Raw genomic sequence first — 22,510 nt, forward strand, 5'->3', positions numbered from 1 at the left:
ACAGCAATGGCTTCGCTCATTCAGGTGCGTGATTTGCTGGCGTTACGGGGTCGTATGGAAGCGGCCCAGATAAGCCAGGCATTGAACACTCCACAGCCAATGATTAACGCCATGCTGCAACAACTGGAAAGTATGGGCAAAGCCGTGCGGATTCAGGAAGAACCCGACGGCTGCCTCTCCGGCAGTTGTAAAAGCTGCCCGGAAGGAAAAGCCTGTCTGCGCGAGTGGTGGGCGCTGCGTTAACCATACTCCATCGCCTGTTTTGAAAAGCCCGGTATGCGTTTGCTACCGGGCTTTTTTGCGTGCGGCTTTCCATAAAAATGCAATTCTTGCAGCACAGAGTAAGTTCCTCTGAAAGCGTCTCGCAGGGATGAAAACTCGCTAATGCACAGGTGTGGAGTGGCGCGTAGAGTCGCGACATTCAAACAACAGGTGAAGGAACGCCATGAGCAAAAAGCAGAGTTCCACCCCACACGATGCACTGTTCAAACTCTTTTTACGCCAACCGGACACGGCACGCGATTTTCTTGCGTTCCATTTACCGGCCCCCATTCACGCGCTCTGTGATATGAAAACCCTCAAGCTGGAGTCGAGCAGTTTTATTGATGACGATCTGCGTGAAAGCTACTCCGACGTGCTGTGGTCGGTGAAAACGGAACAAGGACCGGGATATATCTATTGCCTGATTGAACATCAAAGCACCTCAAACAAACTGATCGCATTTCGCATGATGCGTTACGCCATTGCCGCAATGCAAAACCACCTTGATGCCGGATACAAAACGTTGCCGATGGTGGTGCCGTTGTTGTTTTACCACGGTATTGAAAGCCCCTATCCCTATTCGCTGTGTTGGCTGGATTGTTTCGCCGATCCCAACCTGGCCAGGCAGCTCTATGCCTCTGCATTTCCGCTGATTGATGTCACCGTCATGCCTGATGATGAAATCATGCAACACCGACGCATGGCGCTGCTGGAGTTAATTCAAAAACATATTCGTCAACGCGACCTGATGGGGCTGGTAGAGCAAATGGCCTGCTTATTAAGTAGTGGATACGCTAATGACAGACAAATCAAAGGGCTGTTTAATTACATATTGCAAACCGGCGATGCGGTGCGTTTTAACGATTTTATCGACGGTGTGGCCGAACGTTCACCGAAACACAAGGAGAGTTTAATGACTATTGCGGAAAGATTGCGGCAGGAAGGTCATCGTCAAGGCGTACAGCAAGGACGACGCCTGGAAGCCCTGGATATTGCCCAAACGATGCTGAAAGCGGGTATCCCCCATGAATACATAATATTATTTACCAGCCTGACGATGGAGGAGCTTAAAGAAATTATCCATTGATAAAACAAAGGAGAGTTTAATGACTATTGCGGAAAGGTTGCGGCAGGAAGGGGAACAATCCAAAGCCTTACATATAGCAAAAATAATGCTTGAATCCGGAGTCCCTCTTGCAGACATCATGCGCTTTACCGGGGTGTCAGAAGAAGAGTTGGCTGCGGCGAGCCAGTAGACACTATCCCCTGCTTAAGTGCTACTTTGTGCTATCTTGCATGTAACACAAAGTAGCACTTAGGAACTGATATGCAGACAGTGAAATTACGGCAACAAGGAGGAGCCATGATCGTTACTATCCCACGAGATGTTGCCACCGATCTTGGCTGGTCACCGGGCACAGAGCTTACCGTGGAGAAAAAAGGCGATAGCGTTAATTTGCGCGCAACAGAGCACAAACCACGTGGGCGTCTTACCGTCGCGCAGTTGTTGAGTCAGATCGATGAAAGCGAAATTACGGAGCTAAATCAGTCCACAGAAGGATGGGCTGAAGGGAAAAAAGGTAATGAAGCATGGTAAAGGCACGGACGCCACATCGTGGTGAGATTTGGTGTTTTAACCCTGATCCGGTTGCCGGGCATGAACTTCGGGATCCACATTATTGCATTGTGGTAACAGACAAAGAACTCAACAATGTTTTAAAAGTTGCTATGTGCTGTCCGATTTCAACAGGGGCAAATGCAGCACGTTCCACAGGGGTGACGGTGAACGTCCTCCCCCATGATACGCAAACCGGTAACCTGCATGGCGTTGTGCTTTGTCACCAGCTGAAAGCAGTCGATCTTATTGCCCGTGGCGCTCAATTTCATACTGTTGCCGATGAAGCATTGATTAGTGAGGTGATCGGTAAACTGGTGAATATAATCGACCCACAACAGTAACCCTCACTTCCTGCCTACACCCTCTGCTTCAATGCCACCAGCAGGTGACAAAACTCATCCGGATGCGAAATAAACGGCGCATGGGCCGCTTTGGCGAAGATGTATGACTCGCTGTGCGGCCAGAGTTGATCCAGCATCGGCACCACTTTGCGCGGCACCAGACCGTCGAGATAGCCATACAATCGCAAAAACGGCATAGGTACGTTTTGCAGCGACTGACGGAGATCGACCGTTTTCAGAATTTCCAGCCCACCATTAAGCACGTCAACCTCCGGCATCGGTAACGCCAGAACGGTTTTCTTCAGCGCTCGCGCATCCTGGCGTGCCGTTTCTGTACCCATGGTTTGTAACGCAAGGAACCGTTCTACTGTGCGCTGAAAATCTTCACTCAGTTGCTGCTGGAAACCTGCCAGCACGTCCGGTTTTATCCCCGGCCAGCCGTCACGAGCACTGAAACACGGTGACGATGCCACGGTAACCAACGCCTGAACACGCTCGGGATGGGTTAACGCAATCTGGCTTGCCACCAGTCCCCCCAGACTCCAGCCCAGCCAGATGGCCTTATCCGGTGCCTGTTGCAGCACGACTTCTGCCATCTCAGCAAGCGACATCGCACCAAATCCCTGGCTGCGCCCGAAGCCGGGCAGGTCAACAAGGTGCAGCGTAAAATGCGAGCTGAGTTCCTCGTCAATGCAACGCCACACTTCGGCATTCAGTCCCCATCCGTGCAGCAGCACAAGATGAACATTCCCCTGACCTTTGGTCTGCCACCAGATGTTATTCATCCGCTATTGTTCTCTTTTGACTTACAAGGATGAACATATGCTAACAGTACCGGGATTATGCTGGCTATGCCGAATGCCGCTGGCGTTAGGTCATTGGGGGATTTGTTCGGTCTGCTCCCGCGCCGCACGTACAGATAAAACCTTATGCCCACAATGTGGATTACCCGCCACACACTCACATCTTCCCTGCGGCCGCTGCCTGCAAAAACCGCCGCCCTGGCAAAGACTGGTCACGGTCGCCAACTACACGCCGCCATTAAGCCCGCTCATCCACCAGCTTAAATTTTCGCGGCGCAGCGAAATCGCCAGCGCCCTGTCACGTCTGTTACTATTGGAGGTCTTACACGCTCGTCGTACCGCCGGGTTGCAACTGCCGGATCGCATCATCAGCGTTCCGTTATGGCAGCGGCGTCACTGGCGTCGGGGATTTAATCAGAGCGATTTGCTGTGTCAGCCGTTATCACGCTGGTTGCACTGCCAGTGGGATAGCGAAGCCGTCGTACGAACACGGGCCACCGCTATCCAGCATTTTCTCAGTGCCCGGCTGCGCAAGCGCAACCTGAAAAATGCCTTTCGCCTTGAATTGCCTGTGCAAGGTCGCCATATGGTGATTGTGGATGATGTCGTTACCACCGGAAGTACCGTCGCAGAGATTGCGCAGCTGCTTTTACGCAATGGTGCGGCGACAGTCCAGGTCTGGTGCCTTTGTCGAACCTTGTAGAGCCTCGATGATGGGCGTATTATAACCAACTAAAATAGTCAACTATTAGGCCATTACTATGATCCGTATTTCCGATGCTGCACAAGCGCACTTTGCCAAACTGCTGGCAAACCAGGAAGAAGGGACACAAATCCGCGTATTTGTGATTAACCCTGGCACGCCTAACGCTGAATGTGGCGTTTCTTATTGTCCGCCGGACGCTGTGGAAGCCACCGACACCGCCCTGAAATTTGACCTGCTGACTGCGTATGTTGATGAGTTAAGCGCGCCATACCTGGAAGATGCAGAGATCGACTTTGTTACCGACCAGTTGGGTTCTCAGTTAACGCTGAAAGCCCCGAACGCCAAAATGCGTAAAGTGGCTGACGATGCGCCGCTGATGGAGCGTGTGGAGTATATGCTGCAATCGCAGATCAACCCGCAACTTGCCGGTCACGGTGGTCGCGTTTCGCTGATGGAAATCACCGAAGACGGTTACGCCATTCTGCAATTCGGCGGCGGCTGTAACGGTTGTTCTATGGTCGATGTGACGCTGAAAGAGGGGATCGAGAAGCAGCTGCTGAACGAATTCCCGGAGCTGAAAGGTGTACGCGATCTCACCGAACACCAGCGCGGCGAGCACTCTTACTACTAAGTCCCCCCTCTTTTGCAGATAGCCCGATGCGACGCTAAAGCGTCTTATCGGGCCGTCTGCCAGGCATTGGCTCTACATTGACTCGGCAAATCCATCCCTTCGTTTCCCCGCGATAATATGACCAACCTCTCATAATTTAAATTTACCCCGCTCTGGTGATTCTCAAGCACACAATGTTACCCGTATCATTTACATGGGCACCAAACACACTCATAACATCTGACTACACTAATTAGTTTTAGAAGTCGTCAGCCATGGTGCTGTTATATCTCTGTTCCCAGTTGGGACGATCAGAATTTATCGTCAGAAGCCTGACGTTACCCATAACAAATGAAAGGCCAGGTAAATCATGCCATTAGTCATTGTTGCTATCGGTGTAATCTTGTTATTACTCCTGATGATCCGCTTCAAAATGAACGGTTTCATCGCTCTCGTCCTGGTGGCGCTTGCTGTTGGATTAATGCAAGGTATGCCACTGGATAAAGTTATTGGCTCTATCAAAGCCGGTGTCGGCGGTACGCTCGGCAGCCTTGCCCTGATCATGGGTTTTGGCGCGATGCTGGGCAAAATGCTGGCAGACTGCGGTGGTGCACAACGTATCGCCACCACGCTGATTGCCAAATTTGGTAAAAAACACATCCAGTGGGCGGTGGTACTGACCGGTTTTACCGTTGGTTTTGCCCTGTTCTATGAAGTGGGCTTTGTGCTGATGCTGCCGCTGGTGTTTACCATCGCGGCTTCCGCGAATATTCCACTGCTGTATGTTGGAGTACCAATGGCGGCTGCACTGTCTGTGACCCACGGCTTCCTGCCACCGCATCCGGGCCCGACTGCGATTGCCACCATTTTCAATGCCGATATGGGTAAAACCCTGCTGTACGGTACTATTCTGGCAATCCCGACCGTGATTCTCGCCGGTCCGGTTTACGCTCGTGTGTTGAAAGGTATCGATAAGCCAATCCCGGAAGGTCTGTACAGCGCGAAAACCTTCAGCGAAGAAGAAATGCCGAGCTTTGGCGTCAGCGTCTGGACTTCTCTGGTGCCAGTTGTGCTGATGGCGATGCGTGCGATTGCCGAAATGATCCTGCCGAAAGGTCACGCTTTCCTGCCGGTGGCGGAGTTCCTCGGTGACCCGGTAATGGCAACGCTGATTGCTGTGCTGATTGCGATGTTCACCTTTGGTCTGAACCGTGGCCGTTCAATGGATCAGATTAACGACACGCTGGTTTCTTCCATCAAAATCATCGCGATGATGCTGTTGATTATCGGTGGTGGCGGTGCGTTCAAGCAGGTGCTGGTAGACAGCGGCGTGGACAAATACATTGCTTCCATGATGCACGAAACCAACATTTCTCCGCTGCTGATGGCATGGTCGATTGCTGCCGTACTGCGTATCGCGCTGGGTTCCGCAACCGTTGCGGCAATCACTGCGGGGGGTATCGCGGCACCGCTGATTGCAACGACAGGCGTTAGCCCAGAGCTGATGGTTATTGCGGTTGGTTCCGGTAGTGTGATTTTCTCGCACGTGAACGATCCGGGCTTCTGGCTGTTCAAAGAGTACTTTAACCTGACTATCGGCGAGACCATCAAATCCTGGTCGATGCTGGAAACCATTATCTCAGTGTGCGGTCTGGTTGGCTGTCTGCTGCTGAATATGGTGATTTGATAATACTGATGGCCGGATGCGGCGTGAACGCCTTATCCGGCCTACGATTCGGCATTAATTAGTAGGCCGGATAAGACGCGTCAAGCGTCGCATCCGGCATCAACCGCACTCTACTTCTTCTTCGCTACCGCCCTGCGCCGCTTGTCCAGATCCTGAATCAACTTGTTCACCCCATCATCGGCAAACATCGTCTCAAGCGTTGCGGAAAGCTTGCGTCGCCAGTTTTTGTACTGGTAACTGGTTCCAGGAATATTTACCGGTTCCGCCATATCGAGCCAGTCTTCCGGCTGTAGCCCTAACAGGGCGCTGTTACTGTCGGCAATGTAGCGTTGCAAACCACGATTAAGCGTCGGCGTCATCGCCATCAGCGACGCCTTATGCCCGGCGCGTTTAGGCAGACAACCGTATTTATGCAGTGCATCCAGCAGCCCCTGCTTCGCCAGTTCGCGATCATGATACAAACCGCGTAGCACATCTTCATCCGGATACAGGCCCAGCGTTTTGCCCAGCGTTAAATCACCGCTTTCCCAGTAACCGCGAAGCGTTGGCAGGTCGTGTGTCGCCGCAACTGCCATCGACTGCTCCGGGTACGCTTTCGGCGCGCGGAATGTCTTCTCATGGTCGCTTTCGAAATAGAGCACTTTATAGGAGTAAACACCGCTACTACGCAGTTTACCGACAATCTCTACTGGTACAGTGCCGAGATCTTCGCCAATCACCATGCAGCGATGACGCTGACTTTCAAGTGCCAGAATCGAGAGCAGATCATCCACCGGATAGTGAACATATGCCCCCTGATCCGCCGTCTCGCCATACGGTATCCACCACAAACGCAGCATCGACATCACATGGTCAATTCGTAATGCGCCGCAGTTTTGCATATTGGCACGCAGCAGCTCGATAAACGGTTCATAGGCGCGCGCGGTGATGATATGCGGGTCCATCGGCGGCAAGCCCCAGTTCTGCCCCAACGGGCCGAGGATATCCGGCGGCGCGCCAACCGACGCTTTCAGGCAATACAATTCACGGTCGCACCAGGTTTCTGCCCCACCTTCTGCTACACCAACCGCCAGGTCACGATACAAGCCAATCGGCATTTCATAGCCCTGGCTTATCTCCCAGCAAGCGGCAAACTGGCTGTAAGCCAGCCACTGCAACCAGAGATAAAAATCGACGTCATCGCGATGTTCTTCGCAGAACTGACGCACTTCTGGCGAATCCACGTTCTGATACATCTCAGGCCATGCTGGCCAGCCCCAGCGCATTTCGTCTTCTTTCACTTGCTGGGCATGTAGCGCATCAAAGGCTGCCTGCCAAAACAGGCTGTCGCCTTGCTCTGCAACAAACTGGCGAAACGCTGTCATCTGCTCATCATCACGTTGCGCGAAACCTTTCCACGCCATGCGCAATGCTGTCATTTTTAAGGCGGTAACCGTGGAGTAATCGACCCAGTCGGCATCCCGCGCCTGTTGCAGCGTCTGCTGCGTCGTCGGCATGTGCCACCAGGTTTGCGCCTCTTCGCTAAGCTGAAAATCTTCAACGGCGTTGACGTCGATATAAATCACGTTCAGCCAGCGGCGAGAAGACGGGCTATATGGGCTGGCGCTTTCCGGGTTTGCCGGATAGAGCGCATGAATCGGATTCAGGCCGATAAACGCTCCACCACGTTTCGCCACATCCACCAGCATCGCTTTGAGATCGCCAAAATCCCCAATACCCCAGTTTTTTTCCGATCGCAGCGTATAAAGCTGAACGCAGGCCCCCCACAGCTTTTGCTTGTTGAGCAATGCCTGCGGTTCGTAGCAGCGTTTCGGGGCGACAATCACCCGACAATGAGCACGCTGTTCATCCTGGGTAAGCGTCAGCGTGTGATAACCTTCCGGCAGCTTCGTCGGTAGATTGAACGCGTTACCACCGCTCACGTGGCCTTTGTACTGCGTACCTTCTTCGGTGGTCAGCAACCAGCTAAATTCGCCGCTGCCCTCTACCGCCATTGGCATTTTTTTCCCGGCGGTATACACCATGACATTTGGCACTGGTGTTACCGCCACTTTCGTGGCGGTACTTTGATGCATCGCATCAAGCAAACGCCGTTTGGTTTCGGCGCTAATCGACTGCGGTTTTCCGTGGGCATTGATGTAATTGGGGCTGATCCCCGCCGCCAACGCGGCTTTATCCAGACGTTTGCTTTCCATCGCGCTTCCTTAGCGTTTTGCCTGCCAGATACGAGCCTGATAATCACGGATTGAGCGATCCGAGCTGAACATACCGCAGCGGGCGGTATTGAGGATCGCCGCGCGAGTCCAGGCCTCCTGGTCGCGGTACAGCACATCCACGCGTTTTTGCGCTTCGACATAAGCCGCAAAGTCCGCCATCACCAGATACGGATCGCCGCCCTGCTTACCGAGGCTATGCAGCATCTGGTCAAACGCGTGTTTATCGCCATCGCTATATTTGCCGCTTTCCAGCTCCTTCAATACCGCATCAAGCACCTTATCTTTCTTCCGCCATTTCACCGGGTCATAGCCCTTCGCTTTCAGCGCCTTAACCTGCTCGACAGTATGACCAAAGATAAAGATATTCTCTTCACCGACTTTCTCAGCGATTTCGACGTTTGCGCCATCCAGCGTGCCGACAGTGAGCGCACCGTTAAGCGCCAGTTTCATATTGCCAGTACCAGAAGCTTCTTTACCTGCGGTGGAGATCTGTTCGGAGATATCCGCCGCCGGGATCAGCATTTCCGCAGCAGATACACAATAATCTGGCAGGAATACAACCTTCAGCTTGTCGCCCACCTGCGGATCGTTGTTGATCACGTCAGCCACTTTGTTGATCGCAAAGATAATATTCTTCGCCAGGTAGTAGCCCGGTGCCGCTTTCGCGCCGAAGAGGAAGACGCGCGGTACGCGATCAGCCTGCGGGTTTTCACGAATTTCTTTGTACAACGCCAGAATATGCAGCAGATTCAGGTGCTGGCGTTTGTACTCGTGCAGGCGTTTGATCTGAATATCGAAAATCGCCTGAGGATTGATTTCAATACCGGTACGAACTTTCACAAACTCCGCCAGACGAACTTTATTCGCCTGTTTGATCTCGCGATATTGCTGACGGAATTTCGCGTCATCAGCGAATTTTTCCAGATTAATCAGTTGATCGAGATCGTTAGCCCACTCTTTTTTCAGTGACTTATCCAACAATGCTGCCAGTGCCGGGTTGCACTGTTTGATCCAGCGACGTGGTGTAATACCGTTGGTGACGTTATGGAATTTGTTCGGCCATAGCTGGTGATATTCCGGGAACAGATCTTTCACCACCAGATCCGAGTGCAGCGCCGCCACACCGTTTACCGCAAAGCCGCTTACCACGCACATATTGGCCATGCGAACTTGTTTGTCATGCACCACCGCCAGCTTCGCCCATACCGCTTTATCGCCCGGCCAGGTTTTTTCCACCAACTTCTTAAAGCGGTTGTTAATTTCGTTGATTACCTGCATATGGCGTGGCAGCAGGGCTTTTACCAGTTTCTCATCCCAGCACTCCAGTGCTTCTGGCATCAGGGTATGGTTGGTATAAGCAAAGGTATTGCTGGTGATTGCCCATGCGTCATCCCAGCTCATCTGGTGCTCATCGATTAGCACGCGCAGCAGTTCCGGAATAGCGATAGTCGGGTGGGTATCGTTCAGTTGAATGACTTCGTAATCTGCCAGCTCGTGCAGTTTACGCCCCGCCAGATGGTGACGACGCAGAATGTCGGCAACCGAACAAGCACACTGGAAATATTGCTGCATCAGACGCAGTTTTTTACCGGCAGTATGGTTGTCGTTTGGATAGAGCACTTTAGTCAGTTTTTCAGCGTCGATGCCCTGTTGTTCAGCACGCAGGAAATCGCCGTCGTTGAATTTGGTGAGGTTAAACGGATGCGCATGTGTCGCTTGCCATAAACGCAGCGGCTGCGCCACACCATTTCGGTAGCCCAACACAGGTAAATCCCACGCCTGGCCGGTAATGGTAAATGCGGGCTCCCAACGTCCGTCTTTCGTGACCTTGCCACCAATCCCAACCTGCACGTCAAGCGCTTCATTATGGCTGAACCACGGATAGTTACCGCGATGCCAGTCATCTGGCGCTTCCATTTGTTGACCGTCAACAAATGACTGACGGAACAGACCATATTGATAGTTCAGACCATAGCCTGTTGCGGATTGTCCGACGGTCGCCATTGAATCGAGGAAACATGCCGCCAGACGGCCCAGACCGCCGTTGCCCAGCGCCGGGTCAGTCTCTTCTTCCAGCAAATCTGTCAGGTTGATGTCATAAGACTTCAGCGAATCCTGAACAGCCTGATACCAACCGAGATTTAACAGGTTGTTGCCCGTCAGACGACCAATCAAAAACTCCATTGAGATGTAGTTAACATGGCGCTGATTCGCCGTCGGTTTGGCAAAAGGCTGGGCACGCAACATTTCCGCCAGCGCTTCACTCACGGCCTGCCACCACTGACGAGGGGTCATCTCAGCTGCAGAAGTTAAGCCATAATGCTGCCATTGACGTGACAGGGCTTCCTGAAATTGCTTTTCATTAAAAATGGGTTGTGACATAGGAGTTCCAGTTTTCTTAGACATTAAACACAACGTTATCGTTAGTTTGCCAGGCTCCATGTTGACCTTCCTCATCCTACGGGGGATTAGGCGGGGAGGAGTGACGGGGATGAGCAAGAAAATGTGATCGCGAACACTTAAAGGTAGTGCAATCAACTGCAAAAGCATCGGCCCAGTGCCAAAGAGCGCAAAAAAATCGACGATTAACAGTAAGAAAGGGCGTCGCGTATTATCAAAAAGCGGAAAGCCACTCTATAAATTAAGTAAAGCAGCGAAATAGTTTCAGTAATGAAATACCAATCGTGATTCATCTCATTCTTAATAGATTTATTAGGATCATCTTTTTAGATAGACCTTTCATCATGAATTAAGGAAGCATCATTGCTTTAATAACGCTTTTGAACCACGAGAAAACACCATAAGATCCAGTATCTACGCTGAATCAGCGTAGTTTTTAGGTGAACCATTAATAAAGGTTTTGAATTGTGACAGAGTGCAAATTCAGACACATAAAAAACCGTCATCGCTTGCATTGCACAGATTTCTGGCCGACCTTATAACCATTAATTACGAAGCGCAAAAAAAATAATATTTCCTCAATTTCCACAGTGAAGTGATTAACTATGCTGATTCCGTCAAAATTAAGTCGTCCGGTTCGACTCGACCATACCGTGGTTCGTGAGCGCCTGCTGGCTAAACTTTCCGGCGCGAACAACTTCAGGCTGGTGCTGATCACAAGTCCTGCGGGCTACGGAAAGACAACGCTCATATCCCAATGGGCGGCAGGCAAAAACGATTTGGGCTGGTACTCGCTGGATGACGGCGATAACCAGCAAGAACGTTTCGCCAGCTACCTGATTGCCGCAATTCAACAGGCCACCAACGGGCATTGCCCCGCCAGTGAAGTGATGGCGCAAAAGCGGCAATATGCCAGTCTATCCTCACTTTTTGCCCAACTGTTTATCGAACTGGCAGAGTGGCACCAGCCGCTCTACCTGGTTATTGACGATTATCATCTGATCACCAACCCAGTGATTCACGAGTCAATGCGCTTCTTTATTCGTCATCAACCAGAAAATCTGACCCTGGTGGTTTTGTCGCGCAATCTTCCGCAACTGGGTATTGCCAATTTGCGTGTACGTGACCAACTGCTGGAAATTGGCAGCCAGCAACTGGCGTTTACCCACCAGGAAGCCAAGCAGTTTTTTGATTGCCGTCTGTCTTCGCCCATTGAAGCCGCTGAAAGTAGCCGGATTTGCGATGACGTTTCTGGTTGGGCAACGGCTTTACAATTAATCGCCCTCTCCGTCCGACAGAATACCCACTCTGCGCACAAATCCGCACGTCGCCTGGCGGGCATTAATGCCAGCCATCTTTCTGATTATCTGGTCGATGAAGTGTTGGATAACGTTGATCTGGCAACGCGCCATTTTCTACTGAAAAGTGCCATTTTACGCTCGATGAACGATGCGCTAATCACCCGCGTGACCGGTGAAGACAACGGGCAAATGCGCCTCGAAGAAATTGAACGTCAGGGACTGTTTTTGCAACGGATGGATGATACCGGCGAGTGGTTCTGCTATCACCCGTTGTTTGGCAACTTCCTGCGCCAGCGCTGCCAGTGGGAACTGGCGGCGGAACTGCCGGAAATTCACCGTGCTGCCGCAGAAAGCTGGATGGCGCAAGGTTTCCCCAGCGAAGCTATTCATCATGCGCTGGCCGCAGGCGACGCGCTGATGCTGCGCGATATTCTGCTTAATCACGCCTGGAGTTTGTTCAACCATAGCGAACTGTCACTGCTGGAAGAGTCGCTCAACGCCCTGCCGTGGGACAGCCTGCTGGAAAACCCACAGCTGGTGTTGTTGCAGGCGTGGCTGATGCAAAGCCAACATCGCTATGGCGAAGTGAACACCCTGCTGGCGCGTGCCGAGCATGAGATCAAGGATATCAGGGAAGGTACCATGCACGCAGAATTTAACGCTCTGCGCGCCCAGGTGGCTATTAACGACGGCAATCCGGATGAAGCCGAGCGACTGGCAAAACTGGCGCTGGAAGAACTGCCCCCGGGCTGGTTCTACAGCCGCATTGTCGCGACATCCGTGCTTGGCGAAGTGTTGCACTGCAAAGGCGAATTGCCCCGTTCACTGGCGTTAATGCAGCAAACCGAACAAATGGCGCGTCAGCACGATGTCTGGCACTACGCCTTGTGGAGTCTGATTCAGCAAAGTGAAATTCTGTTTGCCCAAGGGTTCCTGCAAACTGCATGGGAAACACAGGAAAAAGCATTCCAGTTGATCAACGAGCAGCATCTGGAACAGTTGCCGATGCATGAGTTTCTGGTGCGCATCCGTGCACAGCTGCTATGGGCCTGGGCGCGGCTGGATGAAGCCGAAGCCTCGGCGCGAAGCGGGATTGAAGTCTTGTCGTCTTATCAGCCGCAGCAACAGCTTCAGTGCCTGGCAATGTTGATCCAATGCTCGCTGGCCCGTGGTGATTTAGATAACGCCCGTAGCCAGCTAAACCGTCTGGAAAACCTGCTGGGGAATGGCAAATATCACAGCGACTGGATCTCTAACGCCAACAAAGTCCGGGTGATTTACTGGCAAATGACCGGAGATAAAGCGGCTGCCGCCAACTGGCTGAGCCATACTGCGAAACCAGAGTTTGCGAACAATCACTTCCTGCAAGGTCAATGGCGCAACATTGCCCGCGCACAAATCTTGCTGGGAGAGTTTGAACCGGCGGAAATAGTCCTCGAAGAACTGAACGAAAACGCCCGCAGTCTGCGGTTAATGAGCGACCTCAACCGGAACCTGCTTTTACTCAATCAGTTGTACTGGCAAGCTGGGCGTAAAAGCGACGCCCAGCGTGTGTTGCTGGATGCATTAAAACTGGCAAACCGCACTGGATTTATCAGTCATTTTGTTATTGAAGGCGAAGCGATGGCGCAACAGTTACGTCAGCTGATTCAACTCAATACGTTGCCGGAACTGGAACAGCACCGCGCGCAGCGTATTCTGCGGGAAATCAATCAACATCATCGACATAAATTCGCCCATTTCGATGAGAGTTTCGTTGAACGTCTGCTAAATCATCCGGAAGTGCCAGAACTTATCCGCACCAGCCCGCTGACACAACGTGAATGGCAAGTACTGGGGCTGATTTACTCCGGTTACAGCAACGAACAAATTGCCGGTGAACTGGAAGTCGCAGCGACCACCATCAAAACGCATATCCGCAATCTGTACCAAAAACTCGGCGTCGCCCACCGCCAGGCTGCGGTACAACACGCGCAGAAACTGCTGAAGATGATGGGGTATGGAGTGTGAATTTAGCCGGATAACGCGCCAGATCCGGCTTACATCTCTGCATCATTCAACGCTCACTCGCGTTACGCCGTCTGTTTCTGTCAGACTGAACTGCACGGGCAAGAAACGCTCCACCACGGCGATATTGGTCAGCAGATGACATGAGGGATGGGCGACCGTAAATTCTCCCGCGCCCGCCAGCGCCATCGGCAGTACCAACTGGTCAGCGAGATATTCCCCCACCGCCGCTGGGCTTGCCAGGTAGCGTTTCACCTCTTTCACTAACTGTGCCGCGACCACCTCGGCACTGACGCGCTTTTCACCGACGACAAAAAAGCGTTCGGTGATATTTTCACTTTCGACTTCAAGCGAGACGGTATTACCCGGCCCCTGGTCGCGCGGCAGGTTATGAATATTCTGCTCATGCAGGGAAAAACTACCCACCAGTGTAGCGATTTCACGCTCAGCAACATGGCGCGGCACACCAGCCAGTAGCACCTCTCCACGCATCTGCACAATGTTCCCGCGCTCGCCAAGTTGCAAGGTGTTAAACGATGCCACGGGCGAGACATCCGTTGCCACCACGCCGCCTCCGGCAGGGTAAAAACCGTGGCGTAATAATGTGGTTTGCTGATGAACTCCTATTTTCGCCAGCAGCGGCTCCAGCACCCGGCGGATAAAATCCGCAGGCGGGGCCGACGGGTTATCGGTGCCGCCGCTCACTTCAACACGCGAAGGCCCATCGGCAAACCACAGCGCGGGCAGCACCGTTTGCAGCACCAGCGTACAACTTCCGGCGCTACCGATAGCAAAGCGGTAATCGCCGCCGCGCATGGTACCAGGCCGGAAGACCAGACGCTGCGATCCCAGCTCCGCGCCTTCCACCGTTGCTCCGCAAATTTCCGTCGCCGCCTTTACCGCAGTCAGATGCTGGCGCAACAGCCCCGGTTTCGCCCGCCCGGCACGAATGCCGGTGATGGTAAATGGCTGGCCGGTTATCATCGACAGGCTCAGCGCCGAACGCAGGATCTGCCCGCCGCCTTCGCCCTGTGCGCCATCCAGCGCAATCATCCTTTTCATCATTTATCCTTTTACGCACACCACCTGACGCAGGGTGTAGATAACTTCCACCAGATCGCTTTGTGCCGCCATCACCGCATCAATATCTTTATACGCCATCGGGATTTCGTCGATCACTTCGGCATCTTTACGGCATTCCACATGCGCGGTGGCACGAATTTGATCTTCCACGCTGAACAGTTTTTTCGCTTTAGTACGGCTCATTACCCGCCCGGCACCGTGGATGCATGAACAGAACGACTCTTCATTTCCCAGCCCACGGACGATAAAGCTTTTCGCTCCCATCGAACCGGGAATAATTCCATATTGACCAGCACGCGCAGACACCGCGCCTTTACGCGTCACATAGATCTCTTCGCCAAAGTGCTGTTCTTTTTGCACATAGTTGTGGTGACAGTTGATCTCTTCCATCGCCAGCGTTTGTGGCTGTCTTACCGTTTTCTGCGTAATGCTCTGCAACGCCGTTACCACGTTTTCCATCATCGCATCGCGGTTAAGGCTGGCAAAAAGCTGCGCCCAGGCCACGGCTTTCAGGTAATCATCAAAGTATTCTGTTCCTTCCAGAAAGTACGCCAGGTCACGCGACGGCAACGTCTCAAGCTGGTCCTGCATCTCTTTTTGTGCCAGATCGATAAAATATGTTCCGATGGCGTTACCGATTCCGCGTGAACCGGAGTGCAGCATAATCCACACCTGGTCCGACTCATCAAGGCAGATTTCAATAAAGTGGTTACCCGTTCCCAGCGTTCCCAGGTGTTTATAGTTGTTAGTGTTAAGGAAACGGGGATATTTTTGCGTTAACCACTGATAACCGGCTTCAAGCTCAGCCCATTTCGCATCGACGTTAACAGGCGGGTTTTCCCATGCGCCTTTATCACGTTTACAACGGCCAGTGGTACGCCCATGCGGCACGGCCGTTTCAATTGCCTGACGCAGCTCCGCCAGGTTTTCAGGCAGGTCTGCCGCCGTTAACGCGGTACGCAGTGCGTTCATTCCACAACCGATATCCACGCCCACCGCCGCCGGAATAATCGCCCCTTTAGTCGGGATCACGCTACCAATGGTGGAACCTTTACCCAGGTGTACATCAGGCATTACCGCAATATGTTTGAAAATAAACGGCATCTTCGCCGTATTAATAAGTTGCTGACGTGCATCGGGTTCTACCGGCACGCCTTTGGTCCACATTTTTACCGGGGCATTTTCAGTGGTCAGTAATTCGTAATTCATTTTGTTTTTCTCTTTTCGTTGGTATGTCCTGATAATTGCAACCGTCGTGCCAGAAAATTAAATATGCAGGTTAATTTTTTAATTCATTGTTTTTAAATAGATAAAATCTTTACGTCCGTAAACGGAGATTTCCCGCAAAGCCAATTTACCGATAATGAAATATCGTCTTTTATAAGGATATCTAAGATGCGTAAAACAGTGGCTTTTGGCTTTGTCGGAACGGTGCTGGATTATGCCGGGCGCGGTAGTCAGCGCTGGTCAAAATGGCGTCCGACACTCTGTTTATGCCAGCAAGAATCGTTGGTCATCGATCGACTGGAATTATTGCACGACGCCCGCTCGCGCTCGCTATTTGAAACGCTTAAACGCGATATCGCCAGCGTTTCGCCAGAAACAGAAGTGGTGAGCGTTGAGATTGAACTGCATAACCCATGGGATTTCGAAGAGGTTTACGCCTGCCTGCATGACTTCGCCCGTGGTTACGCGTTCCAACCTGATAAAGAAGACTATTTAATTCACATCACCACCGGCACCCACGTCGCGCAGATTTGCTGGTTTCTGCTGGCAGAAGCGCGTTACCTACCCGCCCGGTTGATACAATCTTCACCTCCGCGCAAAAAAGAACAGCCCGATAGTCCAGGCGCGGTGACGATTATCGATCTCGATTTAAGCCGTTATAACGCCATCGCCAGCCGCTTTGCCGAGGAACGCCAGCAAACGCTCGATTTTCTTAAGTCCGGCATTGCCACGCGTAACCCCCACTTCAACCGCATGATTGAGCAGATCGAAAAAGTGGCGATTAAATCCCGCGCACCGATCCTGCTTAACGGCCCAACCGGTGCAGGTAAGTCGTTTCTGGCGCGACGCATCTTCGAGTTAAAACAGGCACGGCATCAGTTTAGCGGCGCGTTTGTGGAAGTGAACTGCGCCACCCTGCGCGGCGATACCGCCATGTCGACGCTGTTTGGTCATGTGAAAGGCGCGTTTACCGGGGCGCGGGAATCTCGTGAAGGATTATTACGCAGCGCCAACGGTGGAATGTTGTTTCTTGATGAGATTGGCGAACTGGGCGCAGACGAACAGGCAATGCTGCTGAAAGCCATTGAAGAGAAAACCTTTTACCCGTTTGGCAGCGATCGCCAGGTGAGCAGTGATTTTCAGCTTATCGCCGGAACGGTGCGCGATTTGCGCCAGCTGGTTGCCGAAGGCAAATTCCGCGAAGATCTGTACGCGCGGATCAATCTCTGGACCTTCACCCTGCCGGGGCTGCGCCAGCGCCAGGAAGATATTGAACCTAACCTGGATTATGAAGTGGAGCGCCACGCCTCACTCACCGGCGACAGCGTGCGTTTTAACACCGAAGCACGGCGCGCCTGGCTGGCCTTTGCGACATCTCCCCAGGCAACATGGCGCGGTAACTTTCGCGAGCTTTCTGCCAGCGTCACGCGGATGGCAACCTTTGCCACTAGCGGACGCATCACTCTGGACGTGGTTGAAGATGAGATAAACCGTCTGCGCTATAACTGGCAGGAGAGCCGCCCCTCCGCGCTTACGGCGTTGCTGGGCGCAGAGGCAGAAAACATCGATCTCTTCGACCGTATGCAACTGGAACACGTTATCGCTATCTGCCGCCAGGCAAAGTCGCTTTCCGCAGCTGGACGACAGCTTTTTGATGTTTCGCGCCAGGGCAAAGCCAGCGTCAATGACGCGGATCGGCTACGCAAATACCTGGCGCGTTTTGGTCTGGCGTGGGAAGCCGTGCAGGATCAGCACAGCTCCAGTTGAATATGATGGTCCGTCAGCACCTGCATCACGCCCGCTGGCGGCGGGGCGTCGGTGTAGACGGCATCAACCATGCTGATGCTGCCCATATTGACCATCGCATTACGGCCAAATTTCGAGTGATCGACAACCAGCATAACGTGACGCGAGTTCTCAATAATGGCGCGTTTGGTGCGAACTTCGTGGTAATCGAACTCCAGCAGCGAGCCGTCGCTATCGATGCCGCTGATCCCCAGAATGCCAAAGTCCAGACGGAACTGAGAGATAAAATCGAGCGTCGCTTCGCCAATGATCCCGCCATCGCGGCTGCGTAATTCGCCTCCGGCGAGAATGATGCGAAAATCGTCTTTTACCATCAACGTGTTAGCAACGTTGAGATTGTTGGTGACAATGCGCAAATTGCTGTGATTGAGCAGCGCGTGCGCCACCGCTTCCGGCGTGGTGCCGATATCGATAAACAGCGTCGAGCCGTTGGGGATTTGCTCCGCCACTTTACGGGCGATGCGCTCTTTTTCTTCAGTCTGGGTGGCCTTGCGATCGTGCCACGGCGTGTTAACCGAACTGGAAGGCAGCGCCGCACCGCCATGATGGCGCAGGATCAGGTTTTGCTCTGCCAGCTCGTTGAGGTCGCGGCGAATAGTCTGCGGGCTGACAGAGAAGTGCTCCACCAGTTCCTCGGTACTGACATAACCCTGCTGTTTAACCAGTTCGATAATACCGTTGTGACGTTGTGTTTGTTTCATTTATAAATCCCTGGAATTATTTTCGTTTTCGCGCATTGAGCGAATCAACAAAAGCCATCGCTAAACCCACGGCTAACCCGGCGATGTGTGCTCCATTCGCCATCGACATCCCAAACAAATCAAACCATCCGGCGACAATCCAGATCAGCGCAAAGATAATTAACCCACGTTGCAGGTAAATGCCACTTTGCGGATCGCGTTCGCCACGTAGCCAGACGTAGCCCATCAGCGCATACACCACGCCAGAAAGCCCGCCAAACCACGGCCCGCTGAATTTTTGCTGCACATAGCCACTTAACAGGGCGCTAATGAGAGTAATGACAATTAGCTTACCGCTACCGAGGCGTTTTTCCACCGCACCGCCGAGATACCACCACCAGAGCAAGTTAAAGAGGATATGCATTAGTGAGAAATGCATTAACGCATGGGTGAAGTAGCGCCAGAACTCAAATTTCAGCGTCGGATCGAATGGCCAGGCCAACCATAGCATCACGTCCTGATCGCCAAGGATTTGCATGGCGATAAACACCAGCACGCAGGCGATCATCATCACCCAGGTTACCGGACCTGCACGTTCACGCAAGGCAGCAAAGAAAGGATAACGGCGATAATGCAGGCCACTGCCGGTATGGCCCGCCTGCCAGCTGGCCGCCAGATAACGCGGATCTGCCGGGTTTTCGAGAAAACGCGCCAGCTCCGCCCGCACACGTTCAGCCTGGGATTCATCCGCCAGCCAGACATCGCTTTGATTATGTTGTTGAATCGTGAGGATAACACCCTGCGTCGCCATGTAATCGACAAACGCCTGCGCCACGCGGGGGTTAGCAAAAGAGGTAATCATCAACATTGTTGCTGTCGCTTATTCCACACAAAAGGGGACAGTATAAAGCCTTACGCGCCGTACGCCACCTCTGTGGGAAACTGACGTTGCCAGGCTTCAAAACCGCCATCAATGCTATAGACCACATCGTAGCCCTGTTGCAGCAGATACTGCGCCGCGCCTTTGCTGCTATTACCGTGGTAACACATCACCATCACCGGTGTATCGAAGTCGTTATCACGCATAAACGCGCCCAGCGTGTCGTTAGTCAAATGGAAAGCCTGCGCCGCATGCCCCATTGCGAAACTCTGTGGATCGCGAATATCGACCAGCACCGCCTCTTTTTCCTGCAACTTCTGGTGCGCGTCGGCAACGTTAATACATTCGAACTGATCCATGCGTCTCTCTTTCTTTACAAACAAGTGGGCAAATTTACCGCACAGTTTACGTCGAAGCGGCAGATAAACGCCATAATGTTATACATATCACTCTAAAATGTTTTTTCAATGTTACCCAAAGCGCGATTCTTTGCTAATATGTTCGATAACGAGCATTTATGAGCTTTAACGAAAGTGAATGAGGGCAGCATGGAAACCAAAGATCTGATTGTGATAGGTGGCGGCATCAATGGTGCTGGTATCGCGGCAGACGCCGCTGGACGCGGTTTATCCGTGCTGATGCTGGAGGCGCAGGATCTCGCTTGCGCGACCTCCTCCGCCAGTTCAAAACTCATTCACGGTGGCCTGCGCTACCTTGAGCACTATGAATTCCGACTGGTCAGCGAGGCGCTGGCCGAACGTGAAGTGCTACTGAAAATGGCCCCGCATATCGCCTTCCCGATGCGTTTTCGCTTGCCGCATCGTCCGCATCTGCGCCCGGCGTGGATGATTCGGATTGGTCTGTTTATGTACGATCATCTGGGTAAACGCACCAGCCTGCCGGGATCAACCGTTTTGCGTTTTGGCGCAAACTCAGTGTTAAAACCGGAAATTAAGCGCGGATTCGAATATTCTGACTGTTGGGTTGACGACGCCCGTCTGGTACTCGCCAACGCCCAGATGGTGGTGCGTAAAGGCGGCGAAGTGCTTACTCGTACTCGTGCCACTTCTGCTCGCCGCGAAAACGGCCTGTGGATTGTGGAAGCGGAAGATATCGATACCGGTAAAAAATACAGCTGGCAGGCACGCGGCCTGGTGAACGCCACCGGCCCGTGGGTGAAGCAGTTCTTCGACGATGGGATGCATCTGCCTTCGCCTTATGGCATTCGCCTGATCAAAGGCAGCCATATTGTGGTGCCGCGCGTGCATACCCAAAAGCAGGCCTACATTCTGCAAAACGAAGATAAACGCATTGTGTTCGTGATCCCGTGGATGGACGAGTTTTCCATCATCGGCACCACCGATGTGGAATACAAAGGTGATCCGAAAGCAGTGAAGATTGAAGAGAGTGAAATCAATTACCTGCTGAAAGTGTATAACACGCACTTTAAAAAGCAGTTAAGCCGTGACGATATCGTCTGGACCTACTCCGGTGTGCGTCCGCTGTGTGATGATGAGTCCGACTCGCCGCAGGCTATTACCCGTGATTACACCCTTGATATCCATGATGAAAACGGCAAAGCACCGCTGCTGTCGGTATTCGGCGGTAAGTTGACCACCTACCGCAAACTGGCGGAACATGCGCTGGAAAAACTGACGCCGTATTATCAGGGTATTGGCCCGGCGTGGACGAAAGAGAGCGTGCTGCCGGGTGGTGCCATTGAAGGCGACCGCGACGATTATGCCGCGCGTCTGCGCCGCCGTTACCCATTCCTGACCGAATCGCTGGCACGTCATTATGCGCGCACTTACGGCAGCAACAGCGAGCTGCTGCTCGGCAATGCAGGGGCGATAAGCGACCTCGGGGAGGATTTCGGACATGAGTTTTACGAAGCGGAGCTGAAATATCTGGTGGATCACGAATGGGTCCGCCGTGCCGACGATGCCCTGTGGCGTCGCACAAAGCAAGGCATGTGGCTGAATGCGGATCAACAATCTCGTGTGAGTCAGTGGCTGGTAGAGTATACGCAGCAGAAGTTGTCGCTGGCGTCGTGATTTAACGTAAGGTGGCCAGATCAGATTTCGATCTGGCCTGAGACTGATGACAAACATAAAATTGCCTGATGCGCTACGCTTATCAGGCCTACGTGGTTTATGCAATATATTGAATTTGCATGGTCTTGTAGGCCAATAAGACGTTCATGTCGCATCCGGCATGCACAAAGCGCACTTCGTCAACAATCTGAGGTCAAATTTCAATCTAACCTACTTTTTGATTCAGGGAATTACCGCAAAGCCCACGCCATCATACCCAACGTAACAAAACTCAGACACATTACCCACTCGCCCCACTTCTTCCTCTGGCTTCTATTTTTGCTACGCCACTGGCAATAATATCCCAACGCAAAACCAAGCTGTGCACTTATCGGGCCGACAAAGCCAGTCCACGGTTGGGACCAAAATGGCGAAAAATTCAGTGGGAGCCAGACGACTGTCAGAAAGAAACTGCGCATATTTTCCAGCAAAGCAATTTGCGCTGGCGCGACATAAAAAATGATATTCCACAGGAGCAACCAGAAATAAACTGGTGCAAATACCAGCCAACAATGCAGTCTGCTTTTCAATTCAGATTGAGTTCTGCGAGCAAATTGCCAACCGACGCAGCACATTACACAGAAGAAAAGCGCATATTCGACCGATAACCAAAGTTGTAATTCCAGAAATGAAATACGCCTGATCATGAGCGGGATAGAGAACAGTATCTCCCCCAGAAAACTCAGCGTTATAACAGAAGCAGCCAGCGCAACCACCGTCGGCCATATCAACAACGGTACAATAATAAAGCCGAGAATTAGCGGGGGAATATAAAGTCTGATTTTATTCAT

The 22,510-nt window shown here is 52.4% G+C and carries 19 protein-coding genes and 1 pseudogene; 11 read left to right on the top strand and 9 right to left on the bottom strand.

Annotated features, from left to right (window positions below; translation table 11 throughout):
- Positions 1 to 6: 6 nt before the first annotated feature.
- The 5 genes and pseudogenes from feoC to D9736_RS16120 all read left to right on the top strand — a co-directional run bounded on the left by feoC (position 7) and on the right by D9736_RS16120 (position 2,220).
- Positions 7 to 243 carry a [Fe-S]-dependent transcriptional repressor FeoC gene (gene feoC / locus D9736_RS16100; RefSeq protein WP_001306319.1) on the top strand — a complete coding sequence of 79 codons (237 nt, stop codon included), beginning with the start codon at positions 7 to 9 and terminating at the stop codon, positions 241 to 243.
- Positions 244 to 445: 202 nt separating this feature from the next.
- Positions 446 to 1,348, top strand: a complete 903-nt coding sequence (gene rpnA / locus D9736_RS16105) for a recombination-promoting nuclease RpnA (RefSeq protein WP_130258699.1) — start codon at positions 446 to 448, stop codon at positions 1,346 to 1,348.
- A 7-nt stretch (positions 1,349 to 1,355) separates the two neighbouring features.
- Positions 1,356 to 1,517: pseudogene (locus tag D9736_RS16110) on the top strand (transposase); the annotation flags it as partial.
- Positions 1,518 to 1,588: 71 nt separating this feature from the next.
- Complete coding sequence (locus tag D9736_RS16115) at positions 1,589 to 1,858, top strand: AbrB/MazE/SpoVT family DNA-binding domain-containing protein (protein WP_130217670.1); 270 nt, start codon at positions 1,589 to 1,591, stop codon at positions 1,856 to 1,858.
- A complete protein-coding gene (locus tag D9736_RS16120; protein ID WP_130258700.1) occupies positions 1,852 to 2,220 on the top strand; it encodes a type II toxin-antitoxin system PemK/MazF family toxin in 369 nt (122 codons plus the stop codon). Before D9736_RS16115 ends, D9736_RS16120 begins: the two co-directional genes overlap by 7 nt.
- Before the next feature lie 14 nt (positions 2,221 to 2,234).
- Here the strand turns inward: D9736_RS16120 and bioH are convergent, their stop codons facing one another.
- Positions 2,235 to 3,005, bottom strand: a complete 771-nt coding sequence (bioH, locus tag D9736_RS16125; RefSeq protein ID WP_130258701.1) for a pimeloyl-ACP methyl ester esterase BioH — start codon at positions 3,003 to 3,005, stop codon at positions 2,235 to 2,237.
- 37 nt (positions 3,006 to 3,042) lie between these two features.
- Here bioH and gntX point away from each other — a divergent pair, with 37 nt between their 5' ends.
- The 3 genes from gntX (at position 3,043) to gntT (ending at position 6,026) form a co-directional block, all read left to right on the top strand.
- Positions 3,043 to 3,726, top strand: a complete 684-nt coding sequence (gntX, locus tag D9736_RS16130; RefSeq protein WP_130258702.1) for a DNA utilization protein GntX — start codon at positions 3,043 to 3,045, stop codon at positions 3,724 to 3,726.
- Between the two features lie 58 nt (positions 3,727 to 3,784).
- Positions 3,785 to 4,360, top strand: coding sequence for a Fe-S biogenesis protein NfuA (gene nfuA, locus D9736_RS16135; RefSeq protein ID WP_000619389.1), 576 nt, complete (start codon positions 3,785 to 3,787; stop codon positions 4,358 to 4,360).
- A gap of 349 nt (positions 4,361 to 4,709) precedes the next feature.
- Positions 4,710 to 6,026 carry a gluconate transporter gene (gene gntT, locus D9736_RS16140; protein ID WP_001131758.1) on the top strand — a complete coding sequence of 439 codons (1,317 nt, stop codon included), beginning with the start codon at positions 4,710 to 4,712 and terminating at the stop codon, positions 6,024 to 6,026.
- Between the two features lie 110 nt (positions 6,027 to 6,136).
- Here the strand turns inward: gntT and malQ are convergent, their stop codons facing one another.
- A complete protein-coding gene (gene malQ / locus D9736_RS16145; RefSeq protein WP_130258703.1) occupies positions 6,137 to 8,221 on the bottom strand; it encodes a 4-alpha-glucanotransferase in 2,085 nt (694 codons plus the stop codon).
- Between the two features lie 9 nt (positions 8,222 to 8,230).
- Positions 8,231 to 10,624, bottom strand: a complete 2,394-nt coding sequence (gene malP / locus D9736_RS16150) for a maltodextrin phosphorylase (protein ID WP_130258704.1) — start codon at positions 10,622 to 10,624, stop codon at positions 8,231 to 8,233.
- A 623-nt stretch (positions 10,625 to 11,247) separates the two neighbouring features.
- Here malP and malT point away from each other — a divergent pair.
- Entirely contained in the window at positions 11,248 to 13,953 is a 2,706-nt protein-coding gene (gene malT / locus D9736_RS16155) for an HTH-type transcriptional regulator MalT (RefSeq protein WP_130258705.1), read from the top strand.
- 42 nt (positions 13,954 to 13,995) lie between these two features.
- Here malT and rtcA read toward each other — a convergent pair whose 3' ends face one another.
- Together rtcA and rtcB are read right to left on the bottom strand one after the other, a co-directional pair.
- Positions 13,996 to 15,012, bottom strand: a complete 1,017-nt coding sequence (gene rtcA / locus D9736_RS16160; RefSeq protein WP_130258762.1) for an RNA 3'-terminal phosphate cyclase — start codon at positions 15,010 to 15,012, stop codon at positions 13,996 to 13,998.
- A gap of 3 nt (positions 15,013 to 15,015) precedes the next feature.
- A complete protein-coding gene (rtcB, locus tag D9736_RS16165) occupies positions 15,016 to 16,242 on the bottom strand; it encodes an RNA-splicing ligase RtcB (RefSeq protein WP_130258706.1) in 1,227 nt (408 codons plus the stop codon).
- A 186-nt stretch (positions 16,243 to 16,428) separates the two neighbouring features.
- Here rtcB and rtcR point away from each other — a divergent pair, with 186 nt between their 5' ends.
- Complete coding sequence (rtcR, locus tag D9736_RS16170) at positions 16,429 to 18,027, top strand: DNA-binding transcriptional regulator RtcR (protein WP_130258707.1); 1,599 nt, start codon at positions 16,429 to 16,431, stop codon at positions 18,025 to 18,027.
- Here the strand turns inward: rtcR and D9736_RS16175 are convergent.
- The 3 genes from D9736_RS16175 to glpE are packed head-to-tail and all read right to left on the bottom strand — an operon-like array spanning position 18,009 to position 19,985.
- Positions 18,009 to 18,767, bottom strand: a complete 759-nt coding sequence (locus tag D9736_RS16175; protein ID WP_021550071.1) for a DeoR/GlpR family transcriptional regulator — start codon at positions 18,765 to 18,767, stop codon at positions 18,009 to 18,011. The two genes, rtcR and D9736_RS16175, sit on opposite strands and share 19 nt — an antisense overlap.
- Before the next feature lie 16 nt (positions 18,768 to 18,783).
- A complete protein-coding gene (glpG, locus tag D9736_RS16180; RefSeq protein ID WP_130221379.1) occupies positions 18,784 to 19,614 on the bottom strand; it encodes a rhomboid family intramembrane serine protease GlpG in 831 nt (276 codons plus the stop codon).
- A gap of 44 nt (positions 19,615 to 19,658) precedes the next feature.
- Positions 19,659 to 19,985: a thiosulfate sulfurtransferase GlpE gene (gene glpE, locus D9736_RS16185; protein WP_130221378.1), complete on the bottom strand. Its 327-nt coding sequence runs from the start codon at positions 19,983 to 19,985 to the stop codon at positions 19,659 to 19,661.
- Positions 19,986 to 20,174: 189 nt separating this feature from the next.
- Between glpE and glpD the strand changes: the two genes are divergently transcribed.
- Positions 20,175 to 21,680 carry a glycerol-3-phosphate dehydrogenase gene (gene glpD, locus D9736_RS16190; RefSeq protein WP_130258708.1) on the top strand — a complete coding sequence of 502 codons (1,506 nt, stop codon included), beginning with the start codon at positions 20,175 to 20,177 and terminating at the stop codon, positions 21,678 to 21,680.
- 230 nt (positions 21,681 to 21,910) lie between these two features.
- Here glpD and D9736_RS16195 read toward each other — a convergent pair whose 3' ends face one another.
- A complete protein-coding gene (locus tag D9736_RS16195; RefSeq protein WP_130258709.1) occupies positions 21,911 to 22,510 on the bottom strand; it encodes a hypothetical protein in 600 nt (199 codons plus the stop codon).

The organism is Escherichia sp. E10V10 (genome assembly GCF_004211985.1).
Classification (GTDB): domain Bacteria; phylum Pseudomonadota; class Gammaproteobacteria; order Enterobacterales; family Enterobacteriaceae; genus Escherichia.